Source organism: Marinobacter alexandrii (genome assembly GCF_005871205.1).
Taxonomy (GTDB): Bacteria; Pseudomonadota; Gammaproteobacteria; order Pseudomonadales; family Oleiphilaceae; genus Marinobacter; species Marinobacter alexandrii.
Window position 1 is genome coordinate 48,631 of record NZ_SWKM01000015.1, and the last position, 14,928, is coordinate 63,558.

14 protein-coding genes are annotated in these 14,928 nt (G+C 56.6%); 7 read left to right on the forward strand and 7 right to left on the reverse strand.

Annotation, left to right across the window (positions count from 1 at the left end):
* The 3 genes from FCS96_RS16470 (at position 1) to FCS96_RS16480 (ending at position 2,791) form a co-directional block, all read left to right on the forward strand.
* Positions 1-255 (forward strand): DUF2970 domain-containing protein, encoded by a 255-nt coding sequence (locus FCS96_RS16470; RefSeq protein WP_138441472.1) that lies wholly within the window; start codon positions 1-3, stop codon positions 253-255.
* A gap of 384 nt (positions 256-639) precedes the next feature.
* A complete protein-coding gene (locus FCS96_RS16475; protein WP_138441473.1) occupies positions 640-2,292 on the forward strand; it encodes a nitrite/sulfite reductase in 1,653 nt (550 codons plus the stop codon).
* On the forward strand, positions 2,285-2,791 hold the full coding sequence (locus FCS96_RS16480) for a DUF934 domain-containing protein (RefSeq protein WP_138441474.1): 507 nt from the start codon (positions 2,285-2,287) through the stop codon (positions 2,789-2,791). The genes FCS96_RS16475 and FCS96_RS16480 overlap by 8 nt, the downstream gene beginning before the upstream one ends.
* A gap of 73 nt (positions 2,792-2,864) precedes the next feature.
* Here FCS96_RS16480 and FCS96_RS16485 read toward each other — a convergent pair whose 3' ends face one another.
* The gene (locus tag FCS96_RS16485; protein ID WP_138441475.1) at positions 2,865-3,863 is read right to left on the reverse strand and encodes a YhdH/YhfP family quinone oxidoreductase; all 999 of its coding nucleotides are present in this window, start codon (positions 3,861-3,863) and stop codon (positions 2,865-2,867) included.
* Between the two features lie 35 nt (positions 3,864-3,898).
* Positions 3,899-4,963, reverse strand: coding sequence for a protease SohB (sohB, locus tag FCS96_RS16490; RefSeq protein ID WP_138441476.1), 1,065 nt, complete (start codon positions 4,961-4,963; stop codon positions 3,899-3,901).
* A gap of 227 nt (positions 4,964-5,190) precedes the next feature.
* Between sohB and FCS96_RS16495 the strand changes: the two genes are divergently transcribed.
* Complete coding sequence (locus tag FCS96_RS16495; protein WP_138441477.1) at positions 5,191-5,505, forward strand: SCP2 sterol-binding domain-containing protein; 315 nt, start codon at positions 5,191-5,193, stop codon at positions 5,503-5,505.
* 66 nt (positions 5,506-5,571) lie between these two features.
* Here the strand turns inward: FCS96_RS16495 and FCS96_RS16500 are convergent, their stop codons facing one another.
* The 5 genes from FCS96_RS16500 to FCS96_RS16520 form a co-directional block, all read right to left on the reverse strand.
* Positions 5,572-6,219 (reverse strand): multidrug transporter, encoded by a 648-nt coding sequence (locus tag FCS96_RS16500; RefSeq protein WP_138441478.1) that lies wholly within the window; start codon positions 6,217-6,219, stop codon positions 5,572-5,574.
* A gap of 3 nt (positions 6,220-6,222) precedes the next feature.
* Positions 6,223-7,929 (reverse strand): chemotaxis protein, encoded by a 1,707-nt coding sequence (locus FCS96_RS16505; protein ID WP_138441479.1) that lies wholly within the window; start codon positions 7,927-7,929, stop codon positions 6,223-6,225.
* Between the two features lie 230 nt (positions 7,930-8,159).
* Positions 8,160-8,870 (reverse strand): DNA polymerase III subunit epsilon, encoded by a 711-nt coding sequence (gene dnaQ / locus FCS96_RS16510; protein ID WP_138441480.1) that lies wholly within the window; start codon positions 8,868-8,870, stop codon positions 8,160-8,162.
* A 26-nt stretch (positions 8,871-8,896) separates the two neighbouring features.
* The gene (gene rnhA, locus FCS96_RS16515) at positions 8,897-9,340 is read right to left on the reverse strand and encodes a ribonuclease HI (protein WP_138441481.1); all 444 of its coding nucleotides are present in this window, start codon (positions 9,338-9,340) and stop codon (positions 8,897-8,899) included.
* A 15-nt stretch (positions 9,341-9,355) separates the two neighbouring features.
* Positions 9,356-10,150: a class I SAM-dependent methyltransferase gene (locus tag FCS96_RS16520; protein ID WP_171040838.1), complete on the reverse strand. Its 795-nt coding sequence runs from the start codon at positions 10,148-10,150 to the stop codon at positions 9,356-9,358.
* Between the two features lie 94 nt (positions 10,151-10,244).
* On the opposite strand from FCS96_RS16520, the gene gloB reads away from it, so the two are divergent.
* The 3 genes from gloB (at position 10,245) to FCS96_RS16535 (ending at position 14,907) form a co-directional block, all read left to right on the forward strand.
* Positions 10,245-11,039 (forward strand): hydroxyacylglutathione hydrolase, encoded by a 795-nt coding sequence (gene gloB, locus FCS96_RS16525; protein ID WP_138441482.1) that lies wholly within the window; start codon positions 10,245-10,247, stop codon positions 11,037-11,039.
* A 157-nt stretch (positions 11,040-11,196) separates the two neighbouring features.
* Positions 11,197-12,951: a LysM peptidoglycan-binding domain-containing protein gene (locus FCS96_RS16530; protein WP_138441483.1), complete on the forward strand. Its 1,755-nt coding sequence runs from the start codon at positions 11,197-11,199 to the stop codon at positions 12,949-12,951.
* A 183-nt stretch (positions 12,952-13,134) separates the two neighbouring features.
* Positions 13,135-14,907 (forward strand): extracellular solute-binding protein, encoded by a 1,773-nt coding sequence (locus FCS96_RS16535; protein ID WP_228264140.1) that lies wholly within the window; start codon positions 13,135-13,137, stop codon positions 14,905-14,907.
* Positions 14,908-14,928 lie beyond the last annotated feature (21 nt).

The following is a 14,928-nucleotide window of genomic DNA, read 5'->3' on the forward strand; positions in this document are numbered from 1 at the left end:
ATGACAGACACCTCCGAAAGGGATGACGCCAGGAAACATGATCCGGACCGTTCAGGCCGGCCGAGCCGCCCGGGGGTACTGAAAATCATGCAAAGCATCCTCGCCGGAGCTTTTGGTGTCCAATCGGATAAGCGTCGGCAAGAGGATTTCGCGAGTCAGAGTCCGTGGCCCTACATCATCGCCGGGGTGTTATTCACCGTGAGCTTTGTCGTAGGGCTTATCCTGATTGTTCAGGTGGTTCTAGCGGGCCAGTAATCTATTGCCCCGATACCCAGACCACCGCAAACGCAACCACCAGCAACACCAGCAGAACGGAAGCGACTGCATCAACCTGACTGTCTGAACGTGCGGATTTCTTCATCGGATGTACCTCACTTGGATTCGCTACTCAGAATTTTTTTATTATTCAGAAGGGACCGCAGCTTTACTCCGATCCTCTCTAATTAAAGCCCTCAAACAGCCAATCGTCCAGTTTACCCACAGCGTCCGCTTATCGCCTGAATCGATAAACATATTTTGAAATAATCATTTTAAGAATAAAAACACGGTGCTATCCTCGCGGGCAGATATAAGGCACAACCCGCTATGACTCCGGTCGCGGAGCTAGCCGCAACAACGTTTTCAGGCAGGATCTTCCATATGTACGTATACGATGAACACGATCGGCAAATCGCAGCCGAACGGGTTGCGCAATTTCGGGACCAAACCGAGCGCGCCCTGGCGGGAGAACTGGCCGAGGAAGAGTTTCTTCCCCTACGCCTGCAAAACGGCCTTTATGTCCAGCGCCTGGCACCCATGCTCCGCATTGCCGTGCCCTATGGAATGCTGCGTGCAGGTCAATTGCGCCGACTGGCTCGCATCACCCGGGATTACGACAAGGGTTACGCCCACTTCACCACCCGGCAGAATGTTCAGTTGAACTGGCCAGCAATTGAAGACGTGCCCGACATTCTCGCCGAGCTGGCTGAGGTAGAGATGCACGCCAACCAGACCAGTGGCAACTGCATTCGCAACACCACCACCGACCAATTCTCCGGGGTTCAGTCCGATGAAATCGCGGACCCGCGCCCGTATTGTGAAATTATTCGTCAGTGGTCCACCTTCCACCCTGAATTCGCTTTCCTGCCACGGAAATTCAAGGTAGCTGTGAATGCCTCTGAGAAAACCGACCGCGCAGCCATCCAGGTGCACGACATTGGCCTGCAAATGGTACGTAACGACGCCGGCGAACTGGGGTTCCGGGTGCACGTAGGTGGCGGCCTAGGACGCACACCGATGGTTGGACCGGTTATCCGTGATTTCCTGCCGGAAGCGGATCTGCTGACCTACCTCGAAGCCGTTCTGCGCGTGTATAACCGCTATGGCCGCCGCGACAACAAGTTCAAGGCGCGCATCAAGATTCTGGTAAAGGCACTGACCCCGGAAGCTTTCGCCGAGAAAGTTGAGGCCGAGTGGTCACACATCAAGGATTCACCAAGCCGCCTGACCCGCGACGCCGTAGAGCGCATCCAGGGATACTTTACCGAGCCGGATTACCAGAGCGTCGACAATGCCACCGAGCTGCTGGCCAAGCAACGCTTTGAAAATCGCGGATTCGATCAGTGGCTGAGCCACAACGTGGACACTCACAAAAAGCCCGGCTACGCGATCGTGACACTGACCATGAAAGAAACCGGCACGCCGCCGGGCGATGTCACCGACCGCCAGTTGGAACAGATTGCTGACCTGGCCGATGAGTTCAGCTTCGGAGAAGTCCGGGTAACTCACCAGCAGAATGTAGTGTTGGCCGACGTTCGCCAGGATCGCCTGCTGGAACTCTGGCAGGCCATAGTGCCCATGGGTTTTGGCACCGCCAACCTGAACACTCTGACCGACGTTATCTGCTGCCCCGGTGGTGATTTCTGCGCCCTGGCGAACGCCAAGTCCATTCCGGTGGCGGAAGCAATCCAGCGCCGTTTTGACGATCTGGATTACCTGTATGACCTGGGCAACATTGACCTGAACATATCCGGTTGCATGAACGCCTGTGGTCACCACCACGTTGGCAACATCGGTGTTCTGGGTGTCGATAAGAAAGGTGAAGAGTTCTACCAGATCAGTCTGGGCGGCTCTTCCCACCACGACGCAACCATCGGCAAGATCCTCGGGCCCTCCTTTGCCCGTGAAGACATGCCAGATGTCGTCGCCAAGATCATTGATGTTTACGTCGATAAGCGGACCGAGGAAGAAACCTTCCTGGATACCTATCGCCGCGTTGGAATTGATCCCTTCAAGGAGCGGGTTTATGCCTGATGTAATTTCCCAGGACGGCAGCATCCGACAGGATGACTGGATCGTTGTGCCCCGCCCGGCCGAGGGCGAATCTCTCGACATTCCCGAGCAAAGCAAGGCTCTGATCCCCGCCGACCTGTGGCTGGCCGGGTATGAGCACTTTACCGGTCGCGATGACATTGGCGTGTGGTTTGATAGCCACGATGAGCCGGAAATGCTCGTTGGAAAATTCCAGGAGTTACCTGTAATTGCCGTGAACTTTCCGAAGTTCAGCGATGGCCGCGGATACAGCATTGCCCGCTTGCTGCGTGAACGATTTGGCTACGAAAACGAGTTGCGCGCCATTGGTGATGTGCTGCTGGACCAGCTCCAGTTCATGAAGCGCTGCGGCTTCGACGCCTACGTGCTGCGCGCGGACAAGGACATCAACAAGGCTGCCCGCTGCCTGAACTTCTTCAGCCAGGGCTATCAGGCCGCAACCGATACCGACCTGCCCCTGTTTCGTCGCCGGGCCTCCTGACAACGTATTTCAGGACGGGACAACGCAAATAAAAAAGCCTGCCAATTGGCAGGCTTTTTTAATGCCGCAGGTATTAGCGACTGTGATCAAGAACAGTCTTGCCAACCGAAGCTCCACCCAGAAACGCCTTGAGCGCCGCATCCAGTTCGGAACGACCGATATCCCGGGCCGACTGTTCGGTTTTCGGACAGGCCCAGTCACCGGAGAACTTGTCCCAGACCGCCTGCTTGTCCGCCAGCGGAATTTCTACCGAATCCACCCCAAGCAGATTCACGCCGCGAAGAATGAAGGGCAGCACGGTCGTCTGCAGCTGCGGGCCTGCTACCAGGCCACAACAGGACACAGAGCCGCCCGGTTTGATCTGCTTCAGTAATTCCGCCAGAGGCGTCCCACCCACGGTATCAACAGCATTGCCGTAGACCGGCTTCAGCATCGGTTTCTTCTCTTCAGACAACGCCTCACGACCCACTACGTCGCTTGCACCCAGCGCTTTAAGATCGGCGGCGTGATCTGCCTTGCCGCTGATAGCGACAACCTCAAAGCCCAGCTTGGCGAGCAATTCCACCGCCACACTGCCAACCGCTCCACTGGCACCGGACACCGCTACCGGCCCCTGGGCAGGTTGAGCACCCATGGTCAGCAGCTTCTGCACACACAACCCGGCGGTCAGGCCGGCGGTACCGTAGATCATTGCCGTTCGGGCGTCCCATCCGGCCGGCATCGGCACGCACCAACCTGTGGGCACGCGAATGTATTCGCCAAAACCACCATCGGTATTCATGCCCAAATCAAAGCCGGTAACAAGAACGGCCGTGCCCGATGCAAGCTTGCCTGAGGCGTCTTCCACCACTTCACCGGCGGCGTCGATGCCGGGGGTATGTGGGAAGCTACGGGTCACACCCTTGTTACCGGATGCGGACAAGGCATCTTTGTAGTTCAGGGATGAATGGGAAACCCGAATCAAAACCTCGCCTTCCGGAAGATCGGCGGTATTCAAGGTCTGTTCGCTGCCTACGTAGCTGCCGTCATGTTCCTCGACACGCCAAGCTTTGAAATCGGTGTTCATTGTCATCGTTGTTTCCCACCCTTCATGAACTGTTGAAAGAACTATTGGATTTTCTGGTTCCGGAAGGCACTCAAAACCCGCCAGACAGTGTGTTCCAGCGCGGCACTGGTCGCCAGACCAAGTTTTTCCGGAAGCGTGCGTTTCCGCTGGTACGCTACCGAGACTACGTCTGCCCGATCACATGCCTCAATAAGATATTCGTCGGAGGTCTTGATCTCATCGATCAACTGGACATCCAGAGCGCGCTTACCAAACCAGATGTCACCATTGGCAACCGCGCTGATATCAACCGCCGGACGCCTCTCACCCACGTATTCCTTGAACAGAACATGGGTGTCTTCCAGATCTTCCAGAAACTTCTGCCGGCCCTTATCGGTATTCTCCCCAAAAACCGTCATGGTGCGCTTGTGCTCGCCCGCGGTCAGCACCTCAAAGTCGACGTCGTTCTTCTTGAGGAAACGATGGAAGTTCGGCAGCTGGGCAACGACACCGATTGACCCGAGAATGGCAAACGGCGACGCAATGATGCGATCCGCCACGCAAGCCATCATATAGCCGCCACTCGCCGCGACCTTGTCGACACAGGCTGTCAACGGAACGCCCTTGCTACGAATTCGATCGAGTTGAGCCGCTGCCAGGCCATACGAATGCACCAGTCCGCCGCCGCTTTCCAGCCGAACCACGACCTCATCCCGCTCTGGGTCAGCAACGCTGAGCACGGCGGTGATAGATCGACGCAGTGGATCGGTGTCGCTGGCCTTGATGTCGCCGTCGAAATCGAGCACAAACACTCGTGGTTGGCGCTCCGGCTCCGTGGTCACCTCCTTCTGCTTGGCCTTATCGGCCTTTTTCTTGGCTTTCTGCTCTTTTTTCTGACGCTTCTCAAACGCCTTGCGCTCAGCATCGGACATTAGCCGGGCCTGAATGGATTCCCGAAGTTTGTCGTACTTTTCGTTGAGCTTGCGAATCTTCAACTCGCCGTCGCCGCCATGGTCTTCCCGCTCTTTCTGTGCCGACGCAATGATCACGGCGACCACAACGATCGCGGCAACGGCAAAGGTGACGACCTTCGCCAGGAACAAACCATACTCAGTCAGGAACTCCAAAGTGCTTCTCCGTGTGGTTGAAACGTGAATGTGTAACTTACCGAATTTAGGTTAATAAGCAGAGTAAAAAAATTAAAACAAGCGTTCGATCGATCTTGACACAGCCTATCACTCACCATAAAGTCGCATAGCAAGGTCGGCTCCGGACGGGTTCCCGCTCAGGCTCATGCAGCCCGGGACATCGACGCCGTCACCATGACAAGACAACCACCATTAAGGGTATAAAAATGTCGGTAGCTCAGGTATTTGAACAATTCGAACAGAACTTCAACGCAGACGCAGCGCAAGGCCTGGACCTGGTATTCCAGTTCGACATCGAGGACGACAAGACCTATCACCTGGTCATCAACGATGGCACCTGCCAGAAGCACGAAGGCGAACACTCCGATCCTTCTGTTACCCTTATCATGAGCTCTGAAACCCTGCACGGCATCGTTTCCGGCGAAACCGACGGTATGCAGGCATTCATGGCTGGCCAGCTGCGCGCCGAAGGCGACATGATGCTTGCCACCAAGCTGGGCGAGCTGTTCAAGATGGGCTGATTGCCCTGGCGAACGGTGAAAAAAAACCTGCGCAATGCGCAGGTTTTTTATTGGATGAACAAAGCGCTATTCGTCCCATGCTTGAATTGCTTCCCGGGCCTGATCGTTAACGGGCACCGCCACCAACCCTGAGGCCGACAGGCGAATATCGAACATCGCACCATCACGCATCGGCATAAAGGTCGCGTTACCATATACCCCTTCGACGAACGGCACATTAAAGGTTTGGTCCAGCTCCCACAAATCGGGCCAGGATGCCTCGCCCAGGCCAATCACCGACCTTGGCGCCGATCGCTCCTGCTCAAGTGACGTATACCGTCCACTCAATCGCTCCAGCCGGTAACCCGGAGCGACCCCAAGCCAACGCAGCGGCCCAGAGAAGCGAATGATACGAGCGTCCACCTGCCACTGGTCACCGGTCAAGGTTTCGGCCACGGTGTTTTTACCTGGAGATTGGAGCCTCACGTACCAGCGCTGGTCAGCCTGACGTTGCGTAGACACCGTTGCAACCGTCTGCATACCTTCAAGTGACTGGTAGCCGGCAACGTTGATGGCAATGGCGAGGGTGTAGACGCCTACCAGCATCAAACCGAACACGGCCATGCCCTTCAACCATCCCAGTAGCCATCGCGGTCGCAGGAAGAACAGCAGACCCGCAATCACCAGGAGCGCGCCAAATACTGTCAGCACTGCGGTTGCGAGTTCGTTAGACACAGCTTAAAGACCTACATCGTCCAGGGACGTTTGTGCCAGTTTAAGAAGATCCGGATTACGCTCCTCGCGCCGACCGATACTTTCAATGTAATACTCAAGGGACGTCAAGGCATCTGCCAGTGCTTCCAGAACCTGCATGGACGGGGCTTCGCGGGCATCCAGAAGCCGCTCCTGAATGGATCCTGCCACCCGCTCCAGTACCGATGCTGCCGCGGGATCATTGACCATGTGCAGCCCGCCCCAGATGCTGTGCAGTGTGGCGGGGAGATTGGCCAAGTGCAGCTTGTCGTAGTCGGACTCCATGAACGCCGTAATAGCGCGCTTCGCCAGTGTCAGTGCGCCGCGCGCTTCGTCGGCCACCACGAACAGGGCCTCACTCAGGTACACTGATTCATCCCGCGTACGGAGACCGCGTGCCAGAGCATCGGTTTCCGAGGTAATACCCCGCGTGACGATCTGCATCACGGCATCCTCAATACTCAATACCGAATCGGCCAGAACGTACAACTCATCATTCTCGGGCAGACGGGATTCGGCCTCCCAGCCACGCAACCGAGAGGCTTCTTCCTGGGCGACCGCTGCCAACTTGTTGAGATCCAACATCACCAGGGTATTGGCGAGACGCTCAAGCGCGTCTGAAATAGATGACAGTTCTGCCAGATCAGGCTCGATACCTCGCTCAATGATATCAAGCTTGTCCTTCAGTTGATTTAGTTCATCCTGCAGGGCTTCAGCAAGGGATCGGAGCACATCACTGCCCGGGCCGTAAAGTCTGCGGGCGTGGGCTTCCAGCATGGCATCTGGATAATCGGCAGGAGTGAGCTTATACGCCGACAGCACCTGGGTTATCTCGGGATTGGCGGAGCCACTGCGATACAACAGGTAAATCAGATCACGCACCAGAGAATCGGGCGCATCCTTGGCGGTGGCGACCTTACCGACATACACTACTTCACGGGCGTACTTTTCAATGCGCATGAACATGCGCTTGCGGGCCTTGGTGAACGGCATTGCGCGGTCGAGCATGGTGTCGGCCACAATTGAGACCAGACACCACAATTGCCCCATCGGAGCATCCTGGCACAGACGAGCCAGACCACGGGAGGCCCGGGCGATCAGCTTCTTGCTCACCACGTCATTGCGATCACGAAGAATGCTGAGGAGCGCCACCTGGAAGGTCAGGCGCATCCGTCGCGCCATTACCTCGAATTCCGAATTGTCACCTTCAAACGCCTGAACCTGGAGCCCGGCACAGAAATCAGGCCGCTCCTTCACATCAACATCAAAAAAGCAGGATTCCGGGTAAGGTTTTTCCCGGCGGGCTTCACGCAGTTCGTTGATGACCGGCAACAACAGCTCCGGATGATCTTCCCTCTGCTGGTGATAGTATTCGACGTATCGACGGAGGATGAAAAGCGCGCTGTTCAGGGTGGTGAGCAGGATATTCTTGTCGTCATTGGCCCCGACAGGAACATCGTTGGCCATACTGACGGCTTCCTGGCATAGCAAGGTGCCACCACGAAGCTCGACAAGGATGAAGATACCGCGAAGCTGATTGATGAAGTCGACACAGTTCTGAAGGTCTTCACCACTCTCACGGTTTTCCTGAAAGCGTTCAAGGCTGGATTCTGCCTGTTTGATGGTTTGCTCGATTTCACTTTTAACCAGATCAAACGACTGCGATTTCGTCGCTAGAGACGATTGAACCATAAACGCTTCCTGTTAATTTGCGGAGACTACCGCTCCCTAATATGACTGCGCCCGTCAGGTAGAACGACAGGTGTTGTTGTTAGAAGCCAGCTCAATCCTCGCTGGCTTGTGCGCGCCGAAAAGTAAATAATTGTTCGCGAAAACTGGCGAACTAACCATTACTTATAACACAAAACTCAAGTACCTCAAGAAAGCCGGAATGTAACATTTAGTACAAAACAAACCCGCTCTCAATCACTTTGTTGAAGCTTGCCCCACACCGTTTCTCCGGCCTGCTTCTCCAGCATTGCCATGAATTCCTCGTGAGCGCCGTGCTCGTCTTCAGAAGCGCGAATAACATTCAGCGCGGGACGCTTGGCCGGCAACCGTCGAATGCCAGTGCCGGAGCTGCCCTCTTCGGCTCCGGCATCCAGCGACAACGCGGTCTGACCACCGGTCAGCAGCAGGTAGACGTCGGCCAGGATCTCCGCATCGAGCAAGGCGCCGTGCAGGTCCCGGTTACTGTTGTCCACACCGTAACGCTTACAGAGTGCGTCAAGGTTGTTCTTCTGTCCGGGATGCTTCTTTCGGGCAATCGCCAGGGTATCCACAATCCCACAGTGGTCCGCGGTTTTCCGGACCGGCTTCATTCGGGCAAACTCGGCATCCATGAAGCCGACGTCGAACGCCGCGTTGTGAATGACCAGCTCAGCTCCTTTGATGAACTCAAAGAAGTCGTTGGCAACCTCGGCAAACTTTGGCTTGTCTTCCAGGAACTCGTTGGTGATGCCGTGGACGGTTATGGCCTCGGCTTCTACCTCGCGTTCAGGGTTGATATAGACATGGTAATTCCGCCCCGTCAGCTGACGCTCGACGAGTTCCACGCAACCAATTTCGATGATCCGATGGCCATCGTTTGGATCAATACCCGTGGTTTCAGTATCCAGTACAATCTGTCTCATGACTCACTCGATTCAATAGGTCGTGCTCAGGCGCGAGCCAATTCGGCTACGCCTTGATTGGCCAGCTCATCGGCCAGTTCGTTATCGGGGATACCGGCGTGGCCTTTGACCCAATGCCAGTTAACCTGATGTCGGGCCACCTCGGCGTCCAGCTCGCGCCAAAGGTCCTCGTTCTTGACCGGTTTCTTCGCCGAGGTTTTCCAACCGTTACGCTTCCAACCTGCCATCCACTCTGTGATGCCCTTACGCACGTACTGGGAATCGGTGTATAGCTCCACCGCGCACGACCGTTTGAGTGCAGCCAGCCCGCGAATCGCCGCCATCAGCTCCATCCGGTTATTGGTGGTGTTCGCTTCGCCACCGTGCATCGTTTTGCTGGTATCGCCATAGCGCAGAACAACGCCCCAGCCTCCAGGCCCGGGATTTCCCTTACAGGCCCCGTCGGTATACAGGATTACCTTGCCCGACATCTTTTCTCCCATTGGTTAAACACTTTTTTCCGGTATGCATTGTCCCCTGGAGCACCCCCTGGACGCACCGACTGTTCTGTTTCCAGACAGCGCAATCACCTTGGCCTGGCGCCAGGCTGGCCGTCGGGAAATCTGGGCATAAACGCGTTTTTTGGCAAGGATACAGTAATACGCCCCCACCGGCAGGATTCTGTTGCCACCAAACTGCTCATCAATCCAGCTGTTCGATTTGCGACCACTGCGTTGCAGCGGCAATCGCAGGAAACGTGTCACCGACGCCTCAACATTGAAACCCAGCAGGTGCAGCCAGTCTTCCATGCGTCCGCGCATCAGAAAACGGCCTCCCCAGGGTCCCTCGCAATGCCGGGACATCAGGCGACGAAGCCCCCAGAGACTCAGAGGATTAAACCCGATCAGGGCCAAAGTACCTTCGCCCCGCAACACCCGGGCTGCTTCCCGAATCACTTCGTGGGGATAACAACTGAAATCGGCGCTGTGGTGCAAAATGACAAGATCCATGGAATCGGCGGAGAAAGGCAGCTCATGGGCATCGCAAACCGCAACCTGATCGGGTATCTGGGGATACCAGCGGGGTGTGGTCATAATGCGCTGCACAAAGTCGGTACCTGTGGCGAGTGGCAGTCGATGGCTCACGCCTACCTGTAGTTGGCGTGCCCCGGTAAATCGACTCAACTCCCGGTCGAGCATGCGCCTCTGATCCGCCAACAGAGCACGACCGAGCGGTGTCCCGAACCAGCGTTCGAAACTCTCGTGACGTGCAGGAAAATCAATCGCCCCCGACTCATTCACGCTGTGTCACTCCCGAAAACAGAACCCCCTGTTGGGGCTGTAGGTGTATTGCTCTATCATATCAGTCACACTCGTTTTGCACATGTGGGGCTTTATGTTGACCATCTCTGCCATCCCGGCCTTCAGCGACAACTATATCTGGTGCCTGTCGAACTCCGACAACCGCAAAGCCCTGATTGTAGACCCGGGCCAGGCAGCGCCGGTTTTAAAACACCTGGCCAGCCAGGATCTGGTTCTCGACGCCATCCTTATTACCCACCACCATCCCGATCACGTCGGTGGCGTCAGCGAACTAATGAAAGCCTTTCCGGACTGCGAGGTTACCGGGCCCGCTGAATCGCCGTTTAAAGGATGTACCACCAAAGTTCAGCCGGGCAATGAGGTGCAGTGGGAAAACCTGACGTTCCAGGTGCTGGGCGTGCCCGGCCACACCCTTGACCACATAGCTTTCTTTTCCGATTCCGAAGTAGATGGCCGCCCTGTCCTGTTTTGCGGCGACACTCTGTTCGTGTGCGGCTGCGGTCGTCTGTTCGAGGGCAAGCCTGAACAGATGCGTCATTCGCTGCAGACCCTGCGGGCGCTGCCCGACCGGACCGCGGTTTATTGTGCCCACGAATACACCCTGGCCAACCTCAAGTTCGCCCGCAGCTGGCTACCCCAGGATGAGGGTCTAAAAGCCTTCGAGGAACGCTGTATTCAGCGCCGTGACCAAGGTAAACCAACGGTACCCTCGGTGATGGCGGAGGAGAGACAACTGAACCCCTTCCTGCGCTGGGATGACCCGGTGGTGGTTGATGCCGCTCGTAACTACTGCGCCCGAAACGGTTTACCGGCGGATTCGGAAAACGCCATCTTTGCCGCCATTCGCCATGGCAAAGACAATTTTTGATCGGTTAACAAATCCTCTCACAGACGTAACGAGGGGATTCTTGACCACTTGAAATGGGCTCCCATAGAATCGTCCCAATTTTGCGTCTGTAACCCTTTAAACCTACCGGATTTTCGAAATAGGTAATCCGGTTTTTACCGTGAGCCGGAAGTATTTTATGTCGGTCAAACGATTGTCTTTGCTTTTTTTAACCGGTGCGCTGGCCTCCGGGTGCAGCCTGTCTGACACACCGGACAACAGCTGGGCCAGCCCCACCGCCTGGTTCAGCGACAGCGATTCCGGGGGCAGCGAGACCAATCCCCTTGAAACCAAACAGGTAACCGTCGCCACCGGCGACGAAGACCTTAAAAAGTCGGTCGAATCCGGAAACGGTGAAGACGCCACAGCGGACGCCGCGCTCGACGACGCCATTGCACCTGAGCTCAGGCCTACAGCCCGCGAAGCGCGCGAAAAGCTGGACGATCCCGAGCAGAAGATTGTTCAGGAAGCGCCGCAACCCAGCGACTTGTGGAACCGCCTTCGAAGCGGCTTTGCCCTCAATCACGATGTTGATAACGAGCGAGTCCGGGATCAATTGAACTGGTACGCCAGCCACCCAGGCTACATTGACCGGGTAGTCGAGCGCGGTAGCCGCTACCTGCATTACATCATCAACGAAACCGAGAAACGCGGCCTGCCGGCAGAATTCGCCCTGCTTCCGGTGGTTGAAAGCGCGTTCGACCCTTTTGCCTACTCCCATGGACGAGCGGCTGGCCTGTGGCAATTCATCCCATCGACCGGCAAATACTTCGGCCTGACCCAGAGCTGGTGGCACGATGACCGGCGCGATGTGGTGGAAGCAACCGACGCTGCCCTGACCTACCTCGATAGGCTGGCCAACCGCTTTGATGGCGATTACACCCTGGCCCTCGCCGCCTACAACAGCGGTGGTGGCACCGTATCCAGTGCAATGCGCAAGAACCGGAAGAAAAACGAGCCCCAGGATTTCTGGTCTCTGGATCTGCCCCGGGAAACGCGACACTACGTGCCAAAGCTGATCGCACTGGCCAAGATTTTCAACAAGCCAGAAGACTACGGCATTGAGCTGCCGACACTGGAGGACAAGCCCTATTTCGAAATCGTCGATACCGGCTCGCAAATGGATCTGGCCCAGGCCGCCGAACTGGCCAAGGTCGACGTGGATGAGATTTACCTGCTCAATCCCACCTACAACCGCTGGGCCACCAACCCCGATGGCCCCCATCGATTGCTGGTTCCAAGAGAGAATGCCGATATCTTTCGGGCAGCCCTGGCAGAGATTCCTCGCAGTAAACGGGTATCCTGGCGCAACTACAAGGTGCAATCCGGCGACAGCCTGAACACCATTGCCCGCAAGTTCTCGACCACACCGGCGGTTATCCAGCAGGTAAACAAACTCAATTCCGACCTCATTCGAATTGGCCAGCGTCTGATGATACCGTCCGCCAGTAAGGGCTCGGACACCTATGCCCTCAGCGCTTCCCAGCGACTGGAGCGGAAACAGGATCGCAAGCGCGACGGCAACAAAGTTCGCTACACCGTCCGGCGTGGTGATACTTTCTGGGATATTGCCCGAGAGCATCGGGTATCGGTGCGTCAGGTGGCTGCCTGGAATGGAATGGCGCCCGGCGATCCGCTGATCCCCGGCAAAGAGCTGGTGATCTGGTCCAAGACCTCCCAGCCGACCATGGTTGCCACCAACAATGCCCGGGGCAAGGCCATGGTGCGCAAGGTAGGTTACCGGGTGCGCAAGGGCGATTCGCTGTCGACCATAGCCAACCGGTTCTCGGTGAATGTGCGCGACATCGCAAGCTGGAACGATCTGAACACGTCACGTTATCTGCAACCGGGACAAAGTCTGGTACTCTACGTCGATATTCGGAACAGTCCCTGAACGGCTTGATCGCAGGTTCAGGAACTTTCCCTAACTACAAGAATCATAACGGTTCGATTAGGAGCCATGGGTGCGCCGACCTGGCAGAGGGTGCGCCCGCCTAACCCTCCGGAACGTGCGAGACCTATGACCAGCAAACGGACAGCCTCATACCTTACATCGCTCCTCTCCTCTTTCGCTTTCATGGCATTCAATGCCCCCGCATTCGCCGCTGGCGACAGCACCGGTTCCGTCGAAGCCCGACATGGCATTGCCATGCACGGCAGCCCCAAGTACCCACAGGGATTTGCCCACTTTGACTACGTGAACCCGGAAGCTCCCAAGGGCGGCACGCTGAAAATGGCGGTGGTGGCCAACGGCTTCGATTCCTTCAATCCATTTGATATCCGGGGCGTTGCGGCTGCCGGAATCAGCACCTATCTGTACGACACCCTGATGGTGTCTTCAGACGATGAGCCTTTTTCTGCCTACGGCCTGATTGCCAAGTCGATTGAGACACCGGAAGACCGCAGCTATGTGGTGTTCAACCTCCGTGACCAGGCCCGGTTCCACGACGGTGAGCCGATTACCGCCGAAGACGTGAAGTTTTCCTTCGAAATCCTGACCACAGAAGGCCATCCGTTCTTCCGTAATTACTACGCGGATGTGGCCAAGGTAACGGTGCAAAGCCCCAAGCGCATACGCTTTGACTTCAAAGCTACTACCAACCGCGAACTGCCGCTGATTCTGGGTCAGATGCCGATCCTGCCAGCCCACTACTGGTCCGAGCACGAATTTGGCGAGAATGGCCTAACGCCTCCCCTGGGTAGCGGCCCTTACCGGATCGGGAAATTTGAAGCTGGTCGTTCGGTCGCCTATGAAAGGGTTGAAGACTACTGGGCCGAAGATCTGGCCGTGCGACGGGGTCGTTTCAATTTCGACCGTATCCGCTACGACTACTACACTGACGATACCGTGGCACTGGAAGCGTTCAAAGCCGGCAGCTTCGATTTTCGACTTGAGACCTCGGCCAAGAACTGGGCCACGGCTTACGCTGGGGAGAAGTTCGAAAACGGCAAAATCGTTGCGGAAGCCGTCGATCATCAGCGCCCGACCGGCATGCAAGGCTTTGTCTTCAACACCCGCCGTGAAGTGTTCAGCGACCCGCGGGTTCGTGAAGCCCTCGCCTACGGATTCGATTTTGAATGGGCCAACAAGAACCTTTTCTATGGCCAGTACACCCGAACCAACAGCTATTTTGAGAACAGCGAGCTCGCCTCTTCCGGTCTGCCCCAGGGCCGGGAACTGGAGCTGCTGGAGCCGTTTCGCGAAGAGCTGCCAGCCGACGTCTTTGCCGAGGTATACCAACCGCCTGAAACCGACGGCCAGAAAGGGGTAAGAACCAACTTGCGCGCAGCACTGGAGCTGCTACGCGCCGCTGATTACACCATTAAAGAAGGCACCATGATTCACCAGGAGACCGGCGAACCCCTGAGGTTCGAGATCCTGCTGTTCCAAAAGAGCTTCGAGCGCGTGGTGCTGCCCTTCAAGAACAATCTCGCGAAACTAGGCATTGATGTATCTGTCCGGCTGGTCGATAGCAACCAGTACGTTCAGCGAGTCCGCGAGTTCGATTTCGACATGATCACCCAGGTGCTGCCGCAGTCGGATTCTCCCGGCAATGAGCAGCGCGAGTACTGGCACTCGGACAACGTTGAAGCGGTAGGCTCCCGCAACTACATGGGGGTAAGCCATCCGGTTGTCGATCAACTGGTCAGCCAGGTCATCCAGGCGCCGGACCGCAACGAGCTGGTGCACCGGACCCGGGCCCTGGATCGCGTGCTCCTGCACGGCCACTACGTGATACCTCACTGGCATCTGGCCAAGGATCGGGTTGCCTACTGGGGCCATCTGCAACGCCCAGCCGAAACACCCAAGAACGGAGTTGATCTCGATAACTGGTGGGTGCAGCCCTGAGCACGGGATTTTGACCCTCGC

Bases quoted from the DNA above. Each gene is read 5' to 3' on its own strand.
- gloB (WP_138441482.1), top strand. From the start codon at position 10,245: ATGTTGACCATCTCTGCCATCCCGGCCTTCAGCGACAACTATATCTGG.
- FCS96_RS16530 (WP_138441483.1), top strand. From the start codon at position 11,197: ATGTCGGTCAAACGATTGTCTTTGCTTTTTTTAACCGGTGCGCTGGCC.
- FCS96_RS16475 (WP_138441473.1), top strand. From the start codon at position 640: ATGTACGTATACGATGAACACGATCGGCAAATCGCAGCCGAACGGGTT.
- FCS96_RS16505 (WP_138441479.1), bottom strand. From the start codon at position 7,929: ATGGTTCAATCGTCTCTAGCGACGAAATCGCAGTCGTTTGATCTGGTT.
- FCS96_RS16495 (WP_138441477.1), top strand. From the start codon at position 5,191: ATGTCGGTAGCTCAGGTATTTGAACAATTCGAACAGAACTTCAACGCA.
- FCS96_RS16535 (WP_228264140.1), top strand. From the start codon at position 13,135: ATGGCATTCAATGCCCCCGCATTCGCCGCTGGCGACAGCACCGGTTCC.
- FCS96_RS16485 (WP_138441475.1), bottom strand. From the start codon at position 3,863: ATGACAATGAACACCGATTTCAAAGCTTGGCGTGTCGAGGAACATGAC.
- FCS96_RS16470 (WP_138441472.1), top strand. From the start codon at position 1: ATGACAGACACCTCCGAAAGGGATGACGCCAGGAAACATGATCCGGAC.
- FCS96_RS16480 (WP_138441474.1), top strand. From the start codon at position 2,285: ATGCCTGATGTAATTTCCCAGGACGGCAGCATCCGACAGGATGACTGG.
- rnhA (WP_138441481.1), bottom strand. From the start codon at position 9,340: ATGTCGGGCAAGGTAATCCTGTATACCGACGGGGCCTGTAAGGGAAAT.
- dnaQ (WP_138441480.1), bottom strand. From the start codon at position 8,870: ATGAGACAGATTGTACTGGATACTGAAACCACGGGTATTGATCCAAAC.